The sequence below is a fragment of the Pararhodobacter zhoushanensis genome (genome assembly GCF_003990445.1).
GTDB classification, from domain to species: domain Bacteria; phylum Pseudomonadota; class Alphaproteobacteria; order Rhodobacterales; family Rhodobacteraceae; genus Pararhodobacter; species Pararhodobacter zhoushanensis.
The window spans coordinates 132,386-152,803 of record NZ_REEZ01000002.1; the positions used below are offsets into that span (position 1 = coordinate 132,386).

Below are 20,418 nucleotides of genomic sequence, written 5' to 3' on the forward strand. Positions count from 1 at the left end.
CGCTTGCCATGCCAAATTACCTGCCTATTGTTCTGCGCTGATCCAAGGAGCCGGGCCATGACAGAACGCGTGTTGCGCGGGCGAGTACTGACTTTCCGCCGCCGCCCTGAGGGTGTCGGCGATCATTCGGCCTATGACTGGTTCGAGGATGGCGCGGTGCATATCCGCGACGGGCTGATCGTGGCGACCGGCGATTTCGCGGCGGTGGCCCCGGCGGGCGTGCCGGTGACGGATCATCGCCCGCATCTGATCACCGCCGGGTTCATCGACGCGCATCTGCATTTCCCACAGGGCCAGATCGTTGCCTCGTGGGGCGCGCAGCTGCTCGACTGGCTCAACACCTACACCTTCCCGGCCGAGACCCGCTTTGCCGATCCCGCTCATGCCAACCGGATGGCCGGGCTGTTTTACGACCTTCTTCTGCGCAACGGGACCACCACCGCGTCGGCCTTCTGCTCGGTACATCCGGCCTCGGTCATGGCCTATTTCGGTGAAGCCGAGAAACGCGGCATGCGCATACTGGGTGGCAAGGTGCTGATGGACCGCAACGCACCCGAGGCGCTGCAGGACACGCCGCAAACCGGCTATGACGACAGCAAGGCGTTGATCGCGCAGTGGCACGGCAAGGGCCGCGCGCTCTATGCCATCTCGCCGCGCTTCGCGATCACCTCGACGCCCGAGCAGATGGCTGCTGCCCAGACGCTGATCGCCGAGCATCCCGACTGCCACGTCCAGACCCATCTCAGCGAAAACCGCGACGAGATCGCCTTCGCCTGTTCGCTCTTTCCACAGGCGGATGGCTATCTCGACATCTACGCCCGCTATGGGATGCTGGGCGACAAGGCCCTGCTCGGTCACGCCATCCACCTCAGCGACCGCGAGCGCAGCGTGATCGCCGAGACCGGCTCGCACGCGGTGCATTGCCCGACGTCGAACCTGTTTCTCGGCTCGGGCCTGTTTGATGAGGCGGCGCTGGCGGCCAAGGGGGCGACCAGCGGGATTGCCACGGATATTGGCGCCGGGATGAGCTGGTCAATGCTCAAGACCGGCGGCGCGGCCTATGCGATTGCGCAGCTGCAGGGGCGCAGTCTGGACCCGCTCAGCGGCTTTTGGTGGATCACCCGCGGCAATGCCGATGTGCTGGGGCTGACTGACAGGATCGGCACGCTTGAAGCCGGGACCGAGGCGGATCTGGTGGTGCTCGACAGCCGCGCGACGCCGGAACAGGCGCTCAGGATGGAGGCGGCGCAGGATCTCAAGGACGAGCTGTTCTCGCTGCTGATCCTTGGCGACGACCGCAGCGTGGTGGAAACCTATGTCGCCGGAACCCCGTCGCGCCCGCGTTGACAGAGTTCTTATTCGACACGCGGGGTCAGGACTGACAGGCTGGGCGCAACCTTATAGAAGACAGGATACTCCCATGCGCTTCCCCCGATTTACCCGTACGCCCTTGGTGATCGCCGCCCTTCTCGCCCCCTTCCCTGCCTTGGCGCAGATGGAACCGGGATTCTGGGCCTATCCCGATCAACCCGGTCTGGACGCCGCCGCCTTGGCAGCCTCGTGCGAAACCGGCTTCTCGCTGGTCTACGCGGATGGCTCGGCCCAAAGCTTTCTGCTGGTCGAGGCTCAGGAAACCACGGCGCTGTGGCTCGATTCCGAACGCACCTGCGAGACCAATGCTGATAACAGCATGACCTGCACCGGCTGGGTCGATAACGGCGACGGGCCGGTCGAGTTCCAGCAGGTTACGCGCTTCCTTCTCGAAGGCGAGGCCCTGCGGGCGGAAACGCTGACCGAAGGCGCAGCCAACGACCCGGTCGTCACCTATCCGCAACCCTGCCCTGCTGACGCGATCCGCGCCGCCTTCAGGCAGGGGATGTTCCCTCGGGGGTGAGCGAGGGGAGGCAGGGCAAAGGTCTTGACTGAAAGTTAATATTTTCAGCAAGCCTTTGAATTTATTGGCGACCAAAGCATGTCCCATCATGGGACATGCTTGATCAGGGCGATGCTCCCCCTTGCTTTCCACGCCGCTGCCGTTCAGCCTGCCGCGCAAACAGGAGAGCCGCCATGACCATTCCCCACCGCATTCAGGACTTTGCCGAAGACCTCACCGCCATCCGCCGCGACCTGCACGAACACCCCGAGCTGGGCTTTCAGGAGGTCCGAACCTCGGGCATCGTCGCCGCCGAACTGACGCGGCTGGGCATCGAGGTGACGACGGGGCTGGGCAAGACCGGCGTGGTCGGCGTGCTCAAGGGCAACCGCCCCGGCAAGACCATCGGGCTGCGCGCCGACATGGACGCGCTGCCGATTGGCGAGCAGACCAACCTGCCATGGTCGTCAAAAAACCCCGGCGTCATGCACGCCTGCGGCCATGACGCGCACACCACCATGCTCTTGGGCGCCGCGCGCTATCTGGCCGAGGACCGCGATTTCGCGGGGACCGCCGTGTTCATCTTCCAGCCCGCCGAAGAAGGCCTCGGCGGCGCGCGCGCGATGATCGCGGACGGGCTCTTCAAGCAATTCCCCTGTGACGAGATCTACGGGCTGCACAACTCGCCCTTCCACCAGCCCGGCGAGATCGGCGTCAAGCCGGGTCAGGCGATGGCCGGGGCCAATTTCTTTGACATCACGGTGACCGGCAAAGGCGCGCATGCCGCGATGCCCGAAAGCTCGGTCGACCCGGTGGTGATCGCCGCCGATCTGGTCGGGCAGATCCAGAGCATCAAGGCGCGCAACGTGCCCTCAGCCGAGCGGATCGTGGTGTCGATCACCCAGATCCACGCAGGCGCCGCCTATAACGTGATCCCCGGCGAGGCCACGCTGGCCGGCACCGTGCGCTATTTCAACCGCGAGACGGCGGCGCTGGTCACCGAGCGGATGCAGGCACTGTGCGACGGGGCAGCGGTTGCCCATGGCTGCACCGTCACGCTGAACATGCGCAACGTGTTCGACGTGCTGGAAAACGATCCCACGCTGTCTCAGGCGATGCTGGGGGTGGCGGCCGGGCTGGTCGGCGATCTGGCGATGGAGAAGACCGAGCTGGTCATGGGGTCCGAAGATTTCGCCGACATGCTGCAGGTCGTACCGGGGGCCTATTGCACGGTCGGCCATGGCAGCGGCGTGCCATTGCACAACGCGGGCTATGTGTTTGACGACGCGTCCCTGCCGCTGGGGGCGGCGATGCTGGCGCGGATGATGGAAGCGCGCGGGGCGGCGTGAGCAGGTGGCGGGCGGCAGGGGCATCGAGCCCCTGCCGCCCGCGCCGGGGGCGCTGCCCCCGCCGGGGCCTTGCGGCCCCGCCCCCGGGATATTTTCGGCATAAAGTTGGAGACGGGTTCAGCCCATGCGCGACCACAGGCGCGGGGCCATGGGGCCGACGCGTTCTTCGATGGCGGTCATCGCCTCGACGATCAGATCCTCGCGCCAGCGGCGGCCGACGAGTTGCACACCGATCGGCTGCGTCCCGCTTTCGAGAGCGGCGAGGCGGGCGGGGACGTTCCCGGCGGGCAGGCCGATAAAGTTCATCGAGGTGGACCAGATCGCCGAGCCAAGAACTTCCTGCACCCCCTCAAGCCCTTGCGTGTCGCGCCCCGGCGCGAAGAAGGGTTGCGGCAGGAACGGGGTCAGGACCAGCGGGTAATCGTGCAGCAGGAGCGACCATTGCCGGGCGAAATGCGTGCGTTTGGCGATAGTGCGCAGGTAGTCTTCGGGCTCGTAGGGTTGGAAGGTGGCGAAATACTCGGCGAAGATGCCTTTGACGGTGTCCGAACCGAGCCGCTGGATGTCGCCTGCCATCATCGCCTGCGTTTCGGTCATCAGCGCGCGGATCGCGCATTCGGCGAGGTCGCGCAGCGAGGGGGGCGTGATGTCCTCGACGACATAGCCTGCGTCGGTGAGCGCTTCGCGGGCGTCGGTGAGGGCGGCGGCGACTTCGGGGTGCAGCGGGAAATCCAGCGTATCGGTGGTAAAGCCGACCTTGACCGGGCCCTCATGGGCAGCACCTTTCCACGGCAGCGGCACGTGGAAGGGGTCGCGCGGATCGGGGCGGATCATCGCCGGCATGGCCAGCGCCAGATCGCGGGCCGAACGGGTGATCAGCCCCTGCACGGACATGGCCTGCGCCAGCATGCCGCGCTCGGCCGGTTGCGAGGGGTTCCAGGCGGGGACGCGGCCCAGACCCGGCTTGACGGTCACCGCGCCATTGGCCGAGGCCGGGTAGCGCAGCGATCCGGCGATGTCATTGCCATGCGCCAGCGCGCCGATCCCGGCGGCGACGGCAGACCCGGCACCGCCCGACGAGCCACCAGCGCTGAGATGCGGACCCCACGGGTTATGGGTGCGGCCATGCAGCGGGTTGTCGGTATCGACGCGGAAGGAAAACTCGGGCGTGTTGGTGCGGCCGATGATGATGGCACCGGCGTCGAGCAGGTTTTTCACCAGCGGCGCGTCTTCGCCGGCGCTGTGGTCCTTGAGCGCGAGCAGGCCGTTCGAGCTGGCTTGCCCCTTTTGGTCGACGTTGATCTTGATGGTGATCGGCACGCCGTAGAGGGGGCCTTTGGGCGTGTCGGAGGCATCAAGAGTGCGGGCACGGGCGAGCGCGGACTCGGAAAGATCGACGACAACGGCATTGAGGCCCGGGTTCACGGCCTGCATCCGGTCGATGGCAGCCTGCGTGGCCTCGACGGCGCTGACGTCGCCCGCGCGGGTAAGGGCCGAGAGTTCGGTGGCGCTGAGTTGCCAGAGGGGGGTGTCGGTCATCGGCGGCTCCGGGGTTGGGAGCGCGCAGAGTAGAGGCGTGGGCGGGGCGGGTGCAATGGGGGGTGTGGCGGCGGTGGCGGAAAACGGTTGGGCGTTGGTGCTTTGGCGAGCGGGTGGCGCGCGGCAGGGGCATCGAGCCCCTCCCGCGCGCCTCGGGGGGCGCTGCCCCCCGCCGGGGCCATGCGGCCCCGCCCCCCGGGATATTTTCAGAGCAAAGAGGGTTAGCGGTCGAGCTTGAGCAGATGATCGAGCGAGAGGCGGCCCGGGCCGTAAGCGAGGACAACCAGCAGGCTGGCGGCCCAGGTGCCGTGGAGGACCCAAGCCTCGGGGAAGACGAAGATTTCGATGACGGCGGTCATCACGAGAAGGCCAGCGGCGGAGAAGCGGCCGGCGAGGCCGAGGATGATCAGCACCGACAGGCTGTGTTCCCCGATGGTGGCCATGACGGCGGCCCAGTTGGAGGGGATCAGCGGGATATTGTAGATGTTTTCAAACAGATAATAGGTCTGATCCTTGATCATGAACCCGTCGACCTTGGTGCGGGCCGATTGCCAGAAGACGATACCGATGAACAGCCGCGCGGCGAGTTGCACGAGATCCTTGGGCATCAGCCGCCCGGCCAGCGCATTGAGCGCGCGGATGCGGGGGCGCAGGCCGGTCATGGGGGCGGTGAGGGTTGTGTCGGTCATGGCGTCTCTCCGATCTGGGCGATCAGCTGGTGGCGGATGAGCAGCGCCAGCAGCGGGGTTGGGTCGGTGGTGGCGGCCCTGGCGAAGGGCTGGCCGCTCAGCAGGTTGGTGAGGATGGTGTGCTGGTCTCGGGCCAGCGGATCGACGGTGACGGCGAAGCCGGGGGTGCGGGCGATGAGGGCGTATTGCGGGCCCTTGGGCAGGGGCGCGGGCCGGGCGCCGGGCTGGTTCTGGTGCCAGAGCGAGACGGCAGGGTGCTGCGCGGCGTAGGCGCGGACCGAGGGCGCGAGGGTCAGCCGGAGCCGCGCAGGATCGACGGTAGCCAGCGCGGAGGGGTCGGCGCGGGCGGCGTCGGCGGCGTGGTAAGCTTCACCGCGCAGCCATTCCAGACGGGCGACATCGGGCAGATAGGGCAGCGATTGCGCCGGGGGAAAGGTGGCGAGGAAATCGGGGAAACTGTCGCCCCAATCGAGCAGGACCGGCGTTTGCGGCGGGTGCTGCGCGGCAAAGACGCGGGCCGTGGCGGCGAAGAAGTCGGGCCCGACAAGCCGCTCGATGACCGGGAAGCGCGCGGCAAGAGCGCGGCTGAGGCCGTGCTGGACGTTGTTGCGGTAGACGGCAAAGCGGCGGTCCAGCGCCTGCGCCTCGCCCAGCCCCTGCGGTGTCTGGGGCGACCAGAGCGCCGCGTGCAGCCGGGCCTGCGTGGTGGCGTGATCAGGCGGCGTGTGCATGGCGGGCCTCTGTCAGCAGGGTCTCGGCGCGGGCAGCCTCGGCCAGCAGGGTGTCGAAGCCGGGCACGTCGTTGTCCCATTCCACAAGGCTGGGCAGCGGGCCGGTCCGTGCCAGAACCTCGGCGTAAAGCGTCCAGACCGGATCGGCGACCGGGCGCGAATGGCTGTCGATGAGCAAGGGGCCATCGGGCAGCGCTTCGGCCTCGTGACCTGCCAGATGGATCTCGCCCACCAGCTCCAGCGGGAAAGCCGCGAGATAGGCGCGCGGGTCGGTGCGGTGATTGGTGGCCGAGACGAAGACGTTGTTGACGTCCAGCAAGAGGCCGCAGCCGGTGCGGTGGGCGATCTCGCGCAGGAAATCGGCCTCGGGCCAGGTGCTGTCGGCAAAGGTCACGTAAGTGGCCGGGTTTTCCAGCAGCAGGCGGCGGCCCAGCGCGGTCTGCGCCTGATCGATATGGGCGCAGATCGTGGTTAAGGTTTCATCCGTGTAGGGCAGCGGCAGCAGATCATTCAGCCAGTCCGCGCCATGCGAGGACCATGCCAGATGTTCGGAAAAACTCTCGGGTTGATGGCGGTCCAGCAGACCGCGCAGGCGCTTCAGGTGGTCAGGGTCCAGCGGCCCTGCCCCGCCGATCGACAGACCGACCCCGTGGATGGAGAGCGCGTGCTCGGCGTGCAGCCGTTCGAGCATGGCATGCGGAGCACCGCCCGCGCCCATGTAATTCTCGGCGTGGACCTCGAAGAACAGCGCGGTTTTGGCCTGCACTGCCTGCGCGAAATGCTCGGGCTTGAAGCTGAGGCCCGGCGCGGCGGGCAGGCGGAAATCGGGGGAGGAGATCATGGCTTCGGTCCTGCGATGCGTGCGTCAGGAGAGCGGCCGCCCCGGCACCGGGCCAGGGCGGCCAGCGGGGTTACATCATCGTCGGCATGTAGGTGTCGGCGATCTCCGAGGCCAGCGTCGGCGGCAGGTCGCGCTTGATACCCGCCCCGTAACCACCGGCTTCCAGCTGCTCGGCGGTCGCCCCCATGCGGGCATGACCCATGCCATCGGCGGGCAGTTCCATCGTCGCGCAGGTGCCGGCGGGAACCAGCGTCCAGGCGTTGCCCTGATAGTCGATGGTCGAGGTGCCCGCGCAGCTGGTGCCGGGACCGGCGGCGCAGTCATTCGCACCAGCCATCGAGACGCCGTAGCAGCGCTCTTGCGCCATGTCGTCGGCAGCGGCCATGCCGGTGGCGGCCAGCGAAAGGGCGGCGGCGATCGAGGCGGCAAGGATCGGGGTGTGTTTGGTCATGAGGTAGCTCCCTGAAAAGGCCCCGCATCCGTTGCGGGCCTGCCAGTCAGGACGCAGACACTCGGCGATCCGTTACAGCGATCACGCAGCCGTGACATTGCCGCGTTTTTCGTCGAAATTACGCAGGGGCGGTGTAACAACACCCCGGTCCGACCCGTAAGGAGAGTACGTGAACACGTCACAAGACCCGAGCTGGGAGCATCTGATGCGCGCCGCCAATCGCGGCGATCAGCGCGCCTATGGGCGGCTCTTGATCGCGATCACGCCGGTTGTGCGCGGCATTGTCCGGGCACGCGGCGGGACGCTGGGCACGCAGAGCGGGGAAGACATTGTGCAGGAGGTTCTGCTGACCATCCATCTGAAGCGGCAGACCTGGCACGAGGACGCGCCGCTGCGCCCGTGGCTCTATGCCGTCACGCGGCACAAGGTGATCGACGCGTTCCGCGCGCGCGGCAAGCGGATCGAGATCCCGGTGGACGAGATCGCCGAGGTGCTGCCCGCCCCCGCTGGCCCCGATCCGTTCGAGGCCCAGGATATGGAGCGGGTGATCGACCAGCTCGACCCGCGCGCGGCGCAGATCGTGCGTGCGATCGGGATAGACGGAGACAGCGCCGCAGAAACCGGCGCGCGGCTGGGCATGACCGAGGGGGCGGTTCGTGTGGCCTTGCACCGGGCGCTCAAAAGCGTCGCCCGGTTGCGCGAAAGGATGATTGAATGAAGACCGAAGAGCTCATCGCGGCGCTGGCCGCCGACACCACGCCCCGACCGGCCCCCGCCCGGCGGATGGCGCGTGCCTTGCCGCCCGCGCTGCTGGTGTCCGGACTGGCGCTGGTGACGCTGTGGCACACGCGGCCCGATCTGGCCGAAGTGCTGACCTCACCCACCGCCTACAAGACGCTGGTGCCCGCACTGTTGGCGCTGGCGGCGCTGTGGCTGGCGAAGGGGCTGAGCCGCCCCGAAGCGCGGGCGACCGCGCAGCGCGCGCTGATGGGAGGGCTGCTGGCAGGGCTGGCGGCGCTGCTGGTTTATGCGCTGGCGACGACGTCGTTGGCCGAGATCGCCGAGATCCTCGACACCCGCGATTTCAGCAACTGCCTGATTTCGGTGCCTGCTTTGGCCGCTTTGCCTCTGGCGGGCACGCTCTGGGCCCTGCGCGCCGGCGCGCCGCGCAGCCCGGGTTGGACGGGCGCGGCGGCAGGGCTGGTGGCCGGCGGCAGCGCGGCTGCGATCTATTCGCTGCATTGCCCGCACGACCCGCTGATGTATTTCTTCCCGGCCTATGGCACCGCGATGGCGATTGTCACGGTAGCGGGTGCGTTGATCGGGCGGCGGCTGCTGCGGTGGTGAGGTCGGTGGGGTTGAACCCCACCCTACAGCGCGCCCGTAGGGTGGGGTTTAACCCCACCCGTAAGCACACCATCCGTAGGGTGGGGTTCAACCCCACCCTTTACTCCGCCCTACCCCGCCTCAGCCCGGCAGCGGGATAAACTCGTCCGTATCCCCCGGCGGCAGATGGAAGGGACCATCCGCCCAATCCCCGCGCCGCCAGGCCTCTTTCGCTTCTTCGATCCGCTCTTTGGATGAGCTGACGAAGTTCCACCAGATATAGCGTGGCCCGTTAAGCGTATCGCCACCGAGCAGCATCAGCCGCGCGCCTCGCGAGCCCGCTTGCAGGGTGATCGCGTCGCCGGGGCGGAAAACGACCATCTTGCCGGTCTCGAACTCCTGTCCCGCGATGATCACCGACCCGTCGAGCACGTGCAGCCCGCGATCCTCATGCCCGTCCGGCATCGGCATGCGGGCACCGGCTTCCAGCACCGCATCGACGTAGAACAGATCGCCGAAGGTGCTGACCGGGGCCTTCTCGCCCCAGGCCGTGCCAAGGATCAGGCGGGCGCGCAGGCCGTTGGCTTCCAGAAACGGCAGCGCGTCGGCACCGTGATGCTCGAACGCCGGGGTCATTTCTTCCTTGTTTTCCGGCAGCGCCAGCCATGTCTGTACGCCGAACAGCTCATGCTTGGCCTGCCGCACTGTCGCATCGGTGCGCTCGGAATGGGTGATTCCGCGACCGGCGATCATCCAGTTCACCTCGCCCGGCACGATCTTCTGATCGGTGCCAAGGCTGTCCTTGTGGATGAAGTGGCCGTTCAGCAGATAGGTCACCGTGCCCAGCCCGATATGCGGGTGCGGGCGCACGTCGATGCCGCTGCCGGTGATGAACTCGGCCGGGCCCATCTGGTCGAAGAACACGAACGGCCCGACCATGCGGCGGGCGGCGGCGGGCAGTGCGCGGCGCACCTCGAAGCCCCCCAGATCGCGGGCGCGGGGGACGATGACGGTCTCGATCGAGGCGGGATCGGTGGTCAGGGGGCCGGGATTGAAGGCGGGATTCCAGCTCATGTCAGGCTCCTATGGCGATGGTTATGCCTAACATGGAGAGCGTCATCTGTCAGGAAAAGCCCCGCGCAGCGCCTGCACAGAGCCTGTGCGCCTCAGCGCGGATCGCCCTCGCGGCGGAACAGCCCATGCGCCTGTGGTGGCGGCAAAATTGCGCCCCGGCGGCGCACAACCGGCACGGCAATCGGCGCCTGCGGGTGCGGCGGCAACCCGTGGAAGCGGCTCCAGAACATCCGCCCGCCGCGCAACCGCCAGGTCCGGGCGCTCAAGCCGACGCCCGCAAGGAACCCGCCGATATGCGCCCAGAACGCCACGCCGCCATCGGCGGGCGTCGCCAATCCGCCCCAGACCTGCAGCGCGAACCAAAGGCCAAGCAGCAGCCACGCTGGCGCGGCAAAGGTGCGCAGGCCAATGACGTAATAGGTCGCCACATCGACGCGGGCGCGCGGGAACATCAACAGATACCCCCCCATAACCCCTGCCACGGCACCCGAAGCGCCAGCGACCGGCACCAGACTGAGCGGCGCGGCGACATATTGCAGGGCAAAGGCGATCAACCCGCAAAGCAGGTAGAAGGCGAGAAAACGAACCGGGCCGAACTCGGCCTCAAGATTATCGCCAAAGATGCGCAGGAACAGCATGTTGAGGCCCAGATGGAACCAGCCGCCATGCACGAACATTGCGACCAGCGGCGTCGCCAACCCCTCGCCCGCGCTCAGGCGGGCGGGGATCATCGCCCAGCGGCGGTAGAGCTCCAGAACGGACTCGTCCGTGCCAAGCGGGTAATACGCCATGAACACCACAATGTTCACGGCGATCAGCCCCCAGGTCACATAGGGCACCTGCCCCGACGGGTTTCGGTCACGGATTGGCAACATGCCCAAGGGGATGGGCGATCATGGCCCGCCCGTCAAGCACCTGCCGCTTCAACAAGCAGTTGCGCGTTTCCGCCCGATGCCGTGGTGTCGATACACAGATGCCGTTCGGTCAGCGCATGGGCCGCATCCGGCTGCGTGGTGATCAGCGGCAGGATCGGGCCTTTGCGGCGCGACAGCGCCTGCGCGCAGGCCCGCGCGGTGTCGGTATCGCCCCACCAGATCACCCCCGAAAGCCCCTGAGCGGTTTCCAACCACTCTGGCGGCACCACCCCGCCTGCCATCACGGCCACCCCGCCATGCGCCCGGATCGCGGCGGCCTGCTGCGCCTCGGCCTGCGGCCCCGGCCCCATGCACAGCACCGGCGGCCGCGCATGCAGGCTCAGGCGATTCGACTCTCCCGTCGGGCCGGGCATGTCGAGCGTGGTCAGCGGCTCTTGCGGGACCGCCACAGCCAGATCGCGGGCGAGCTTGGTAAGATCCGCCTTTGCCCCCGTCGCTGCCGCTTCCGGTGCCGCCACAGGCTGCGCCAGCCGCGCGACATACTCGGGCCCGCCGGCCTTGGGTCCGGTGCCCGAAAGCCCCTCGCCGCCAAACGGCTGGCTGCCGACGACCGCGCCGATCTGGTTGCGGTTCACATAAAGGTTGCCGACGCGCATCGCCTCGACCACCTCTTGCACGCGGTTGTCGATGCGGGTGTGCAGACCGAAGGTCAGCCCAAAGCCGCGCGCGTTCACCGCATCCAGCACCTTGAGCAGATCACGCCCCTTGAAGCGCGCGACATGCAGAACCGGGCCGAAAATCTCGCGCGGGATGTCCTCGATCCCTGTCACCTCAATCACCACAGGCGCGATGAAATGCCCGGCACTGGGCGCGCGTAGTTCGTGCAGCACGCGGCCCTCCTTGCGGGCCTGAGACACATAGGCGCGGATCTCGCGCGCCGCCTCGGCGTCGATCACCGGGCCGACGTCATTGGCCAGCACCCACGGATCGCCCAAGGTCAGCGCCTCCATCGCCCCGCCCAGCATATCGAGCAGATGCGGCGCGACGTCCTGCTGCACATAGAGGCAGCGCAGGGCCGAACAGCGCTGACCCGCCGACTGGAACGCACTGGCGACCACATCGCGCACCGCCTGCTCGGGCAGCGCGGTTGAGTCCACGATCATCGCATTCAACCCGCCGGTTTCGGCGATCAACGGCGCACCGGGGGCAAGGTTTGCCGCCATCGCCCGGCGGATCGCCTGCGCGGTGTCGGTCGAGCCGGTGAAGACCACGCCATCCACGCGCGGGTCCGAGGTCAGCGCGGCACCGACCACAGCGCCTTCGCCGGGCAGCAGTTGCAGCGCCGTGCGGGGCACGCCCGCCTCATGCAGCAATGCCACGGCGGCGGCGGCGACCAGCGGGGTCTGCTCGGCAGGCTTGGCCATCACCGCGTTGCCCGCCGCCAATGCCCCGGCGACCTGGCCGGTAAAAATCGCCAACGGGAAGTTCCACGGCGAGATGCAGGTGATCCTCCCGCGCGGGGCCATCTCGGGCGTGATCCGGGCGGCGTAGTAGCGCAGGAAATCGACGGCCTCGCGCAGCTCTCCGACACAATCGGCCTGCGTCTTGCCCGCCTCACGCGCCAGCACCGCAAAAAGCGGACCAAAGTCGCGCTCATAGAGGTCAGCGGCGCGGCTCAGGATCGCCGCACGCTCGGCAGGTGAAGCGTCCCACACCTGCGCGGCCCCCAGCGCCGTTTCCACATCCGCCGCCGTTGCCTGCACCACCTGCCCGACCACCTCACCCGGCCGCGCCGGGTTGCCGACGCTCAGCGTGTCACCCCCCTGAACCGGCCCCGCCAGCAGCGGCCCCGCCGCGAACACCTGCGCCGCAAACGGCGCGCGCGCCGTCTCAATCGCCGCCAGATCCCCGGCATCGGTCAGATCCCAGCCCGTTGAGTTCACCCGTTCCGGCGCAAACAGCCCCGGCCCGGTGGTCAGCACCACGGGGCGATGCGCCTCCAGCGGATCAGCGACCACGTCCTCGGGCGAGACGCTCTCATCAACGATCTTGTGTACGAACGAGCTGTTCGCCCCGTTCTCCAACAGCCTGCGCACCAGATAGGCCAACAGATCCCGGTGCGCGCCCACCGGCGCATAGATCCGGCAGCGCGTGCCCTCGGCGGCCAGCACGAGGTCGTGCAGACGCTCGCCCATCCCGTGCAAGCGCTGGAATTCATAGGCGTCGCGGCCCTGCCCCTGCGCCATCTCCAGCACCGTGGCGACGGTCTGCGCGTTATGCGTGGCGAACTGCGGATAGAGCCGGTCGGTCATCCCCAACAGCTTGCGCGCATTGGCGGCATAGGAAATGTCGGTCGCGGTCTTGGCGGTGAACACCGGGAAACCGGGCAAGCCCAGCACCTGCGCGCGCTTGATCTCGCTGTCCCAGTAGGCGCCCTTGACCAGCCGCACCATGAGGCGGCGGTCCAGCCGACCGGCCTCGGCATAAAGCCAGTCGATCATCGCGCCCGCGCGCGGGCCGTAGGCCTGCACGACCACGCCGAACCCGTCCCAACCCTCAAGCGCCGGATCGGCCAGCACCGCGCCGATCACATCGCGCGACAGGACCAGCCTGTCCTGCTCTTCGGCGTCGATGTTGAAGCCCATGCCGCGCCGCGCCGCCATCCGCGCCAGCGTGATCACCCGGGGCACCAGTTCGCGCATCACCCGCTCGCGTTGCGCTTCCTCATAGCGCGGATGCAGGGCGCTCAGCTTGACCGAGATGCCGGGGTTAACCTTGATGTCCTGGCCCTTGCAGCCCTTGCCGATCGCCTCGATCGCTGCCGCATAGGCACGCTGATAGCGCAGCGCATCGGCTTCGGTGCGCGCGGCCTCGCCCAGCATGTCGTAGGAATAGGCGTAGCCGCGCGCCTCCATCGCCGAGGCCCGGCTCATCGCGGAAGCGATGGTTTCGCCCAGCACGAACTGGCGGCCCATCTCCTTCATCGCGCGCGACACGGCGGTGCGGATCACCGGCTCGCCCAGACGCTTGACCGCCCCGCGCAGCTGACCGGCGATGCCCGGCTCGGCCTCGTCCAGCACCCGGCCCGTCAGCATCAAGGCCCAGGTCGAGGCATTAACCAAAGATGAGGCCGAATGGCCCAGATGCTTGCCCCAGTCCGACGGCGCGATCTTGTCCTCGATCAGCGCGTCCATCGTGCCCGCATCAGGCACGCGCAGCAGCGCTTCGGCCAGACACATCAGCGCGATGCCCTCATCGGTGGACAGGCCGTATTCGGCCAGGAAGACTTCCATCAGGCCGGGCTTTGCCCCGCTGCGGATGGCGCGCACCAGATCGGCGGCGCGGGTGGTGATGCGCGCGCGGGCGGCGGGGTCGAGCGCCGTAGCCTCGGCCAAAGCGGTGGTGAGGGCGGCTTCGTCTTGTGGGAGGGGGGACAACAGGGGATCAGTCGGCATCGCGGCACCCGGAATTTTCGATTACCCCCAGAATACGCCGATTGCCGCCTGAGTTTTTCCCGATTACGCTGCAACGGCAGGCAAATTGGCTGCATTTGTTCTCAAAGGCAGGCAAATGACCCGCGACGATCTCGACAGCTTCGATCAGGCAATCCTGCGTGTGTTGCAACAGGACGGAAGGCTCAGCGTGACCGAACTGGCCAGCCGAATCAGCCTGTCAAAATCGCCCACACAGGCGCGATTGCGCCGGCTCGAGCGTGAGGGGTTCATCACCGGCTATCAGGCTCGGGTGAACCACCTGCGGCTGGGCATGGCGCATATCACCTTCGTCGAGGTGCGGCTGTCCGACACCCGGGAAGCAGCACTCAAGGCGTTCAACACAGCAGTGCGCGCCCTGCCCGAGGTCGAGGAATGCCACATGATCGCCGGGGCCTTCGACTACCTGCTCAAGGTCCGCAGCGCCGATATACTGGATTATCGGCAAAGCCTGGCTGAGCGGATCTCGAGCCTGCCGCATGTCGCCTCGACCTCGACGCACGTGGCGATGGAATCGGTGAAAGAGGGCGGTCGCTAGCCGGCTGCCGGGGTCAGGGGGGCTCGCCCCCCTCGGCCCGTTCCGGGCCTCACCCCTGAGGATATTTGGAGACAGAAAATGCGGGTTAAGGTTTGGTTAACCGCCCCTGTTTTCTGTCTCCAAATATCCTCGGGGGGTGAATTCGCTGAAAGCGAAGAGGGGGGCGGAAAGCCCCCCTTTGCGACGGCGATCAGTCGCGGGTACGGATAATTTTAGAGAAACTGTCGAAGATCACGCTGTTGGCGGCGATCATATTGCCCGACTCGATCGGGTCCTGCCCGTCGCGGATCGGCCCGATGAACCCGCCCGCTTCGCGCACCAGCAGCGAACCGGCGGCGGTGTCCCAGGGTTTCAGCCCGCGTTCCCAGAACCCGTCATAGCGACCGGCGGCAACATAGGCGAGGTCCAGCGCCGCAGCGCCCCAGCGGCGCACACCGGCGCAGACGGGCATCAGCCGCGCCAGATCCTGCAGCGTCGCGGGCAGTGCCGGGCGGCCACCGAAGGGCACGCCGGTGGCAAAGATGCACTCGATCATCGACCGGCGCCCCGACACCCGCAGGCGCGTGTCGTTCATATAGGCGCCGAGGCCCTTCTCGGTGTAGAACATCTCGTCCTTGGCCGCGTCGAAGACCAGACCGGCAACGATCTCGCCCTTATGCTCCAGCGCGATCGAGATCGCCCAGTGCGGCAGCCCGTGCAGGAAGTTGGTCGTCCCGTCCAGCGGATCAACGATCCAGCGGCGCGTCGGGTCGGTGCCCTCGTCCTCGCCGGTTTCCTCGCCCAGCCAGCCATAGTTCGGCCGGCCATCCATCAGCTCTTCCTTGATGATCCGCTCGGCCTCGCGGTCGGCTTTCGACACAAAATCTCCAGGCCCCTTGGACGAGACCTGCAGGTTTTCCACCTCGCGGAAATCCTTGACCAAGGAACGCCCCGCTTTACGCGCGGCCTTGATCATGAGGTTGAGATTGGCACTTCCCTGCATTTCGCTGGCTCCGTCCTGAACAGCGTTGGGCCTTACGGGAAAGGCGCGCCAATGGAAAGGGGAACCTGCGGATTCTCCCCTTTCAGGCCCGCCACCCGGCGTCTAGGCTAGGCGCGAAACAGGAGGTTCCCCATGCTCATCCGCCGACCGCACAGCCGTGACCGCGCCGACTGGGAGCGCCTCTACGCCGCCTATGCCGCGTTTTACCACGTCCAGCAGAGCGCCGAGATGCGCGCGCGTGTCTGGGGCTGGCTTCATGACCCGGCGCATGAGGTCGAGTGTTTCGTGGCCGAAGGCGACAGCGGCCTCGTCGGCCTCGCGCATTTCCGTCCCTACGCCCTGCCGCTCGACGCCTCAACGGGCGGCTACCTTGACGATCTTTTCGTCGATCCCGCCGCGCGCGGCTCAGGCGCGGCCCGAGCGCTGATCGAGGCCATCGCCGCCGAGGGCCGCGCGCGCGGCTGGACCGCGCTGAGCTGGATCACCGCCGAGGACAACGCCCGCGCCCGTGGGCTTTACGACAAGCTGGCCAAGGCTGCGCAGTGGAAGACCTATGAGATGCTGCTCTGAGCGCACAAACCGCGCGCCTGCGGGTGCCAACCCGCCGGGCCGAGAGGGGGCTCGATGCCCCCCGAGGCCCGCCCCTGCGCGCGCGCCCTTGATTCCCCCCCGCCGACCCCGTAGAGACAGCGCGATATCAGATCAGGAGCCGTCCGATGCCCGCAGCCCAAGAGTCGCCGCGCCCGACCGCTTGCCTCGTTCTCGCCGACGGCACCATCTTTTACGGTTTCGGCTTCGGCGCGACCGGCGAGACGGTAGCCGAGTTGTGCTTCAACACCGCGATGACCGGCTACCAGGAAATCATGACCGACCCGTCTTATGCCGGGCAGATCGTGACCTTCACCTTCCCGCATATCGGCAATACCGGCGTGACGGATGAAGACGAAGAGGCCCAACAGGCCGTCGCCGCCGGTATGGTGGTGAAATGGGACCCGACCGAGCCGTCGAACTGGCGCGCCACCGGCGAGCTGACCGCCTGGATGGCCCGGCAGGGCCGGATCGGCATCGGCGGCCTCGACACCCGCCGCCTGACCCGGGCGATTCGCCAGCAGGGCGCGCCGCATGTCGCGCTGGCGCATGATCCCGACGGCAACTTCGATCTGGACCGCCTGCTGGCCAAGGCCCGTGGCTGGAAGGGGCTCGTCGGCCTCGATCTGGCAAAGGACGTGACCTGCGCGCAGAGCTATCACTGGAACGAGATGCGCTGGGCATGGCCGCAGGGCTACCAGCCGCAGACCGCGCCGGTGCACAAGGTTGTCGCCATCGACTTCGGCGCCAAGCGCAACATTCTGCGCTGTCTGGCGTCGGCGGGTTGCGACGTCACCGTCCTGCCCGCGACCGCCACGGCGGAAGAAGTGCTCGCGCTCAATCCGGACGGGGTTTTCCTGTCCAACGGTCCCGGCGATCCGGCGGCGACGGGCGACTATGCCGTGCCGATGATCAAACAGGTTCTGGACGCCGATCTGCCGGTTTTCGGCATTTGTCTGGGCCACCAGATGCTGGCGCTGGCGCTGGGTGCGCGCACGATCAAGATGAACCACGGCCACCATGGCGCCAACCATCCGGTCAAGAACCGCGATACCGGCAAGGTCGAGATTACCTCGATGAACCATGGCTTTACCGTGGACAGCCAGACTCTGCCTGCCGGTGTGGTGGAAACCCATGTCTCGCTGTTCGACGGCTCAAACTGCGGTATCCGTCTGGCCGACCGCCCGGTCTTCTCGGTGCAATACCACCCCGAGGCCAGCCCCGGCCCGCAGGACAGCTACTACCTGTTCGAGCGTTTTGCCGACGCGATGGCCGCGCGCAAAGTGCCTGCGTAGACGATTCTTAACGCTCTCTTAACTTCCGCCGGGCATCAGTGATGGGGTCCGGTCGGAGGTCAAGATGCGACACGTCGCACGCCAGCACTCTGAGGCAAGGCCTGCGGTCGAGGGGGATCTCTTGAACGACGGGACCGCGGTCGTGCAGCCGGCCCTTGTTCCGCCACCTGAATCACCGCCCGGACCGCGCACGCCTTTGGGAGCGGTTCTGCTAAGGCGTGGGGCGATTCGGTCGTGCGATCTGTTGCGCGCGCTTGAAATTCAGACCCGCCAGCACTTGCGACTCGGCGACATCCTGCGCGCCCACGGGCTGGCCAGTGAAACAGCCGTAATGGCGGCACTGGCCGAGCAATTCGGCACCGGTGTCATCGACACCCGGCATACCCGCCCCGATCCGCGCCTGATCGACCGTGTCGGGCCGCGCCGCTGCCTGCGCATCGGCTGCCTGCCCTGGACACGCGCCGGGTCCGTCACCCTTGTTGCCTGTGCTGAACCGGATCAGTTCTTTGCCCACCGCGCAGAGCTGGAGGCGGCGCTCGGCCCCGTGGTGATGGGCGTCGTCACCGAAACCGGCCTGCAACAAGCGCTGATCGATTCGCGCAGTGGCAGCCTGCGGCTGATGGCCGAAACCTGTGTGGCGGCGCAAGAAAGCTGTCGGCTCTGGGACGGGCGGCGCTTCAGCCACTGGGTTGCAGCAGCGCTTGGGGCGTTCGTGACGCTGACCCTGGTGGCGCCTGTCGCCAGCTTTCTGGCCCTTTTCGGGCTGGTGCTGGGATTTCTGACGCTCGGCAACGCGATGAAAATCGCCGCCACCGTCGCACAACTGCGCGCCAGCCGGGCACGCCCCGACGCAACCGAACCGACGGATGTGTTGCGCAAACCCTGCGTATCGGTGCTGGTGCCGCTCTATCGCGAACCGGATATCGCACCGCGCCTGATCAAACGGCTGGGTGCGTTGTCCTATCCGCGAGAGCTGCTCGACGTGCTATTGATCGTGGAAGAAGATGACCAGCTGACCCGTACCGCACTGGCCGCCAGCGGGTTGCCGACGTGGATGCGCGTCATCCCGGTGCCCGATTCGCCCCTGCGAACCAAGCCGCGCGCTCTGAACTACGCGCTGAACTTTGCGCGCGGGCAGATCATCGGTGTCTATGACGCCGAGGATGCGCCGGCGCCCGACCAGATCCACCGCGTTGTTGAGTGTTTCGCCCGGTCCGGGCCCGATCTGGCCTGCGTGCAGGGGGTGCTGGACTATGTGAACCCGCACACCAATTGGCTCAGCCGCTGTTTCACCATCGAATACGCCGTCTGGTTCCGCCTGATTCTACCGGGTCTGGCGCGGCTGGGGCTGGTGGTGCCGCTTGGCGGTACAACGCTGTTCTTCCGCCGCGAAACGCTGGAACTTCTTGGCGGCTGGGACGCGCATAACGTGACCGAGGACGCCGATCTTGGCCTGCGTCTGGCGCGTCACGGCTATCGCACCGAACTGCTGTCGACGGTGACCATGGAAGAGGCGAACTGCCGGATCTGGCCCTGGATCAAGCAACGCTCGCGCTGGTTGAAAGGCTACGCGATGACCTATGCCGTGCATATGCGCGACCCGGTGCTGTTGTGGCGGCAACTGGGCGCGTGGCGTTTTGCCGGGGTGCAGCTGCTGTTTCTGGGCACGCTTGTGCAGTTCCTGCTGGCCCCGATCCTGTGGAGCTTCTGGCTGATGCTCTTCGGCCTTGGCCATCCCGCCGCTGCAGCCTTGCCGGGCTGGGCGCTGATTGGCGTCTCGGCGGTGTTCCTGATCTCGGAGGTGTCCTCGCTGGCGATCAGCCTTACCGCGTTGCAACACAAACGCCACCGCGCGCTAAGAATCTGGGCGATCAGCCTGCATTTCTATTTCCCCTTGGCAGTGATCGCCGCGTGGAAGGGCATCTGGGAAATGCTAACCAGCCCGTTCTACTGGGACAAGACCACGCATGGCCTGCACGACGGCGCCGCGCATGCCTCAGTCGTCGAACAGGCTTAGCGTTGCCGCCGCCGGTCGCCGGATTCCAGCTTGAGCCGGGTCTCGAACGCCCGGCTGATATGCTCGCGCAGCGCCTTGTCGGCAGCGTCGCCATCGCCGCGTGCAATCGCCTCGACCATGGCGTCGTGCTCATCGAGCGCCGCGCGCCCGCGTCCTTCGGCCTCCAGCGAAGTCGTTGCCAGCAGCGCCATCGAGCGGTGGACCAGATCCAGCTGCTGCACCAGAAACCGGTTGTGGCTAGCCAGATGGATCTGCTTGTGGAACCGCTTGTTCGCCCGGCTCAACGCCTTGGGATCGTTCATCAACCGGCGATCCTCGGTCACCATGTCGCGCATCACGCGCACCTCTTCGACCGAGGCATGCTTGGCCGCCAGCCGCGCCGCCAGCCCTTCAAGCTGGGCGCGCACCACGTAAAGTTCGGCCAGTTGGTTATGGTCGAGCGAGGCCACGATCAATGAGCGCCCGTCGCGGGTCAGCAGCGATTGCGTTTCCAGCCGCTGCAACGCCTCGCGGATCGGGGTGCGCGAGACGCCGAAACGCTCGGCCAGCTCGGATTCCACCAGCCTGTCGCCGGGTTTGTAAACGCCATCGTCAATCGCCGCGAGGATCAGCGAATAGGCATCGAGCAGGGGTTGGCGCTGGTCATTCATGGGCAGTCCTCCGAAGCGCTGCAGACTAGGGGCGCAGGCGCTGCATGAAAAGGCCTGTTCTGGCCGCTGCAACCTTGTGTCGCGCGGCGGGGCGGGCTAGCCCTGTGCG

19 protein-coding genes are annotated in these 20,418 nt (G+C 67.2%); 9 read left to right on the plus strand and 10 right to left on the minus strand.

From position 1 onward, the window contains the following. Positions 1 to 57 precede the first annotated feature (57 nt). The 3 genes from guaD (at position 58) to EAE28_RS05270 (ending at position 3,222) form a co-directional block, all read left to right on the plus strand. Positions 58 to 1,347, plus strand: coding sequence for a guanine deaminase (gene guaD / locus EAE28_RS05260; protein WP_127104792.1), 1,290 nt, complete (start codon positions 58 to 60; stop codon positions 1,345 to 1,347). A gap of 73 nt (positions 1,348 to 1,420) precedes the next feature. Beyond that, positions 1,421 to 1,894 (plus strand): hypothetical protein, encoded by a 474-nt coding sequence (locus tag EAE28_RS05265; RefSeq protein WP_127104793.1) that lies wholly within the window; start codon positions 1,421 to 1,423, stop codon positions 1,892 to 1,894. A gap of 173 nt (positions 1,895 to 2,067) precedes the next feature. Next, positions 2,068 to 3,222: a M20 aminoacylase family protein gene (locus EAE28_RS05270; protein WP_127104794.1), complete on the plus strand. Its 1,155-nt coding sequence runs from the start codon at positions 2,068 to 2,070 to the stop codon at positions 3,220 to 3,222. 117 nt (positions 3,223 to 3,339) lie between these two features. On the opposite strand, the gene EAE28_RS05275 is transcribed toward EAE28_RS05270, so the two are convergent. The 5 genes from EAE28_RS05275 to EAE28_RS24425 all read right to left on the minus strand — a co-directional run bounded on the left by EAE28_RS05275 (position 3,340) and on the right by EAE28_RS24425 (position 7,473). Further along, complete coding sequence (locus EAE28_RS05275; protein WP_127104795.1) at positions 3,340 to 4,761, minus strand: amidase family protein; 1,422 nt, start codon at positions 4,759 to 4,761, stop codon at positions 3,340 to 3,342. A 221-nt stretch (positions 4,762 to 4,982) separates the two neighbouring features. After that, positions 4,983 to 5,450 (minus strand): DoxX family protein, encoded by a 468-nt coding sequence (locus tag EAE28_RS05280; protein WP_127104796.1) that lies wholly within the window; start codon positions 5,448 to 5,450, stop codon positions 4,983 to 4,985. Next, complete coding sequence (locus EAE28_RS05285) at positions 5,447 to 6,181, minus strand: HvfC/BufC N-terminal domain-containing protein (RefSeq protein ID WP_127104797.1); 735 nt, start codon at positions 6,179 to 6,181, stop codon at positions 5,447 to 5,449. The genes EAE28_RS05280 and EAE28_RS05285 overlap by 4 nt, the downstream gene beginning before the upstream one ends. Continuing rightward, positions 6,165 to 7,022, minus strand: coding sequence for an MNIO family bufferin maturase (bufB, locus tag EAE28_RS05290; RefSeq protein WP_127104798.1), 858 nt, complete (start codon positions 7,020 to 7,022; stop codon positions 6,165 to 6,167). Before bufB ends, EAE28_RS05285 begins: the two co-directional genes overlap by 17 nt. A gap of 70 nt (positions 7,023 to 7,092) precedes the next feature. Continuing rightward, positions 7,093 to 7,473, minus strand: coding sequence for a BufA1 family periplasmic bufferin-type metallophore (locus tag EAE28_RS24425; protein ID WP_127104799.1), 381 nt, complete (start codon positions 7,471 to 7,473; stop codon positions 7,093 to 7,095). 169 nt (positions 7,474 to 7,642) lie between these two features. On the opposite strand from EAE28_RS24425, the gene EAE28_RS05300 reads away from it, so the two are divergent. Together EAE28_RS05300 and EAE28_RS05305 are read left to right on the plus strand one after the other, a co-directional pair. Beyond that, entirely contained in the window at positions 7,643 to 8,191 is a 549-nt protein-coding gene (locus EAE28_RS05300) for a sigma-70 family RNA polymerase sigma factor (RefSeq protein ID WP_246022281.1), read from the plus strand. Continuing rightward, on the plus strand, positions 8,188 to 8,820 hold the full coding sequence (locus EAE28_RS05305) for an NrsF family protein (RefSeq protein ID WP_127104800.1): 633 nt from the start codon (positions 8,188 to 8,190) through the stop codon (positions 8,818 to 8,820). Before EAE28_RS05300 ends, EAE28_RS05305 begins: the two co-directional genes overlap by 4 nt. Before the next feature lie 120 nt (positions 8,821 to 8,940). Here the strand turns inward: EAE28_RS05305 and EAE28_RS05310 are convergent, their stop codons facing one another. The 3 genes from EAE28_RS05310 to putA form a co-directional block, all read right to left on the minus strand. Further along, a complete protein-coding gene (locus tag EAE28_RS05310; RefSeq protein WP_127104801.1) occupies positions 8,941 to 9,873 on the minus strand; it encodes a pirin family protein in 933 nt (310 codons plus the stop codon). Positions 9,874 to 9,965: 92 nt separating this feature from the next. Further along, entirely contained in the window at positions 9,966 to 10,748 is a 783-nt protein-coding gene (locus EAE28_RS05315; RefSeq protein WP_127104802.1) for a rhomboid family intramembrane serine protease, read from the minus strand. Between the two features lie 32 nt (positions 10,749 to 10,780). Beyond that, the gene (putA, locus tag EAE28_RS05320; protein ID WP_127104803.1) at positions 10,781 to 14,203 is read right to left on the minus strand and encodes a bifunctional proline dehydrogenase/L-glutamate gamma-semialdehyde dehydrogenase PutA; all 3,423 of its coding nucleotides are present in this window, start codon (positions 14,201 to 14,203) and stop codon (positions 10,781 to 10,783) included. A gap of 115 nt (positions 14,204 to 14,318) precedes the next feature. Here putA and EAE28_RS05325 point away from each other — a divergent pair, with 115 nt between their 5' ends. After that, the gene (locus tag EAE28_RS05325; RefSeq protein ID WP_127104804.1) at positions 14,319 to 14,777 is read left to right on the plus strand and encodes an Lrp/AsnC family transcriptional regulator; all 459 of its coding nucleotides are present in this window, start codon (positions 14,319 to 14,321) and stop codon (positions 14,775 to 14,777) included. 190 nt (positions 14,778 to 14,967) lie between these two features. On the opposite strand, the gene EAE28_RS05330 is transcribed toward EAE28_RS05325, so the two are convergent. After that, positions 14,968 to 15,759 (minus strand): inositol monophosphatase family protein, encoded by a 792-nt coding sequence (locus tag EAE28_RS05330; protein ID WP_127104805.1) that lies wholly within the window; start codon positions 15,757 to 15,759, stop codon positions 14,968 to 14,970. 132 nt (positions 15,760 to 15,891) lie between these two features. Here EAE28_RS05330 and EAE28_RS05335 point away from each other — a divergent pair, with 132 nt between their 5' ends. The 3 genes from EAE28_RS05335 to EAE28_RS05345 all read left to right on the plus strand — a co-directional run bounded on the left by EAE28_RS05335 (position 15,892) and on the right by EAE28_RS05345 (position 19,659). After that, complete coding sequence (locus tag EAE28_RS05335; protein WP_127104806.1) at positions 15,892 to 16,329, plus strand: GNAT family N-acetyltransferase; 438 nt, start codon at positions 15,892 to 15,894, stop codon at positions 16,327 to 16,329. Between the two features lie 146 nt (positions 16,330 to 16,475). After that, positions 16,476 to 17,642: a glutamine-hydrolyzing carbamoyl-phosphate synthase small subunit gene (carA, locus tag EAE28_RS05340; protein WP_127104807.1), complete on the plus strand. Its 1,167-nt coding sequence runs from the start codon at positions 16,476 to 16,478 to the stop codon at positions 17,640 to 17,642. A gap of 64 nt (positions 17,643 to 17,706) precedes the next feature. Then, on the plus strand, positions 17,707 to 19,659 hold the full coding sequence (locus tag EAE28_RS05345) for a glycosyltransferase (RefSeq protein WP_127104808.1): 1,953 nt from the start codon (positions 17,707 to 17,709) through the stop codon (positions 19,657 to 19,659). On the opposite strand, the gene EAE28_RS05350 is transcribed toward EAE28_RS05345, so the two are convergent. Next, positions 19,656 to 20,309: a GntR family transcriptional regulator gene (locus tag EAE28_RS05350; protein ID WP_127104809.1), complete on the minus strand. Its 654-nt coding sequence runs from the start codon at positions 20,307 to 20,309 to the stop codon at positions 19,656 to 19,658. The two genes, EAE28_RS05345 and EAE28_RS05350, sit on opposite strands and share 4 nt — an antisense overlap. Between the last annotated feature and the right edge of the window lie 109 nt (positions 20,310 to 20,418).

What these genes read in the sequence shown, in the direction of transcription:
- guaD (WP_127104792.1), top strand. Translation starts at nt 58, where the DNA reads ATGACAGAACGCGTGTTGCGCGGGCGAGTACTGACTTTCCGCCGCCGC.
- EAE28_RS05265 (WP_127104793.1), top strand. Translation starts at nt 1,421, where the DNA reads ATGCGCTTCCCCCGATTTACCCGTACGCCCTTGGTGATCGCCGCCCTT.
- EAE28_RS05270 (WP_127104794.1), top strand. Translation starts at nt 2,068, where the DNA reads ATGACCATTCCCCACCGCATTCAGGACTTTGCCGAAGACCTCACCGCC.
- EAE28_RS05275 (WP_127104795.1), bottom strand. Translation starts at nt 4,761, where the DNA reads ATGACCGACACCCCCCTCTGGCAACTCAGCGCCACCGAACTCTCGGCC.
- EAE28_RS05280 (WP_127104796.1), bottom strand. Translation starts at nt 5,450, where the DNA reads ATGACCGACACAACCCTCACCGCCCCCATGACCGGCCTGCGCCCCCGC.
- EAE28_RS05285 (WP_127104797.1), bottom strand. Translation starts at nt 6,181, where the DNA reads ATGCACACGCCGCCTGATCACGCCACCACGCAGGCCCGGCTGCACGCG.
- bufB (WP_127104798.1), bottom strand. Translation starts at nt 7,022, where the DNA reads ATGATCTCCTCCCCCGATTTCCGCCTGCCCGCCGCGCCGGGCCTCAGC.
- EAE28_RS24425 (WP_127104799.1), bottom strand. Translation starts at nt 7,473, where the DNA reads ATGACCAAACACACCCCGATCCTTGCCGCCTCGATCGCCGCCGCCCTT.
- EAE28_RS05305 (WP_127104800.1), top strand. Translation starts at nt 8,188, where the DNA reads ATGAAGACCGAAGAGCTCATCGCGGCGCTGGCCGCCGACACCACGCCC.
- EAE28_RS05310 (WP_127104801.1), bottom strand. Translation starts at nt 9,873, where the DNA reads ATGAGCTGGAATCCCGCCTTCAATCCCGGCCCCCTGACCACCGATCCC.
- EAE28_RS05315 (WP_127104802.1), bottom strand. Translation starts at nt 10,748, where the DNA reads ATGTTGCCAATCCGTGACCGAAACCCGTCGGGGCAGGTGCCCTATGTG.
- putA (WP_127104803.1), bottom strand. Translation starts at nt 14,203, where the DNA reads ATGCCGACTGATCCCCTGTTGTCCCCCCTCCCACAAGACGAAGCCGCC.
- EAE28_RS05325 (WP_127104804.1), top strand. Translation starts at nt 14,319, where the DNA reads ATGACCCGCGACGATCTCGACAGCTTCGATCAGGCAATCCTGCGTGTG.
- EAE28_RS05330 (WP_127104805.1), bottom strand. Translation starts at nt 15,759, where the DNA reads ATGCAGGGAAGTGCCAATCTCAACCTCATGATCAAGGCCGCGCGTAAA.
- EAE28_RS05335 (WP_127104806.1), top strand. Translation starts at nt 15,892, where the DNA reads ATGCTCATCCGCCGACCGCACAGCCGTGACCGCGCCGACTGGGAGCGC.
- carA (WP_127104807.1), top strand. Translation starts at nt 16,476, where the DNA reads ATGCCCGCAGCCCAAGAGTCGCCGCGCCCGACCGCTTGCCTCGTTCTC.
- EAE28_RS05345 (WP_127104808.1), top strand. Translation starts at nt 17,707, where the DNA reads ATGCGACACGTCGCACGCCAGCACTCTGAGGCAAGGCCTGCGGTCGAG.
- EAE28_RS05350 (WP_127104809.1), bottom strand. Translation starts at nt 20,309, where the DNA reads ATGAATGACCAGCGCCAACCCCTGCTCGATGCCTATTCGCTGATCCTC.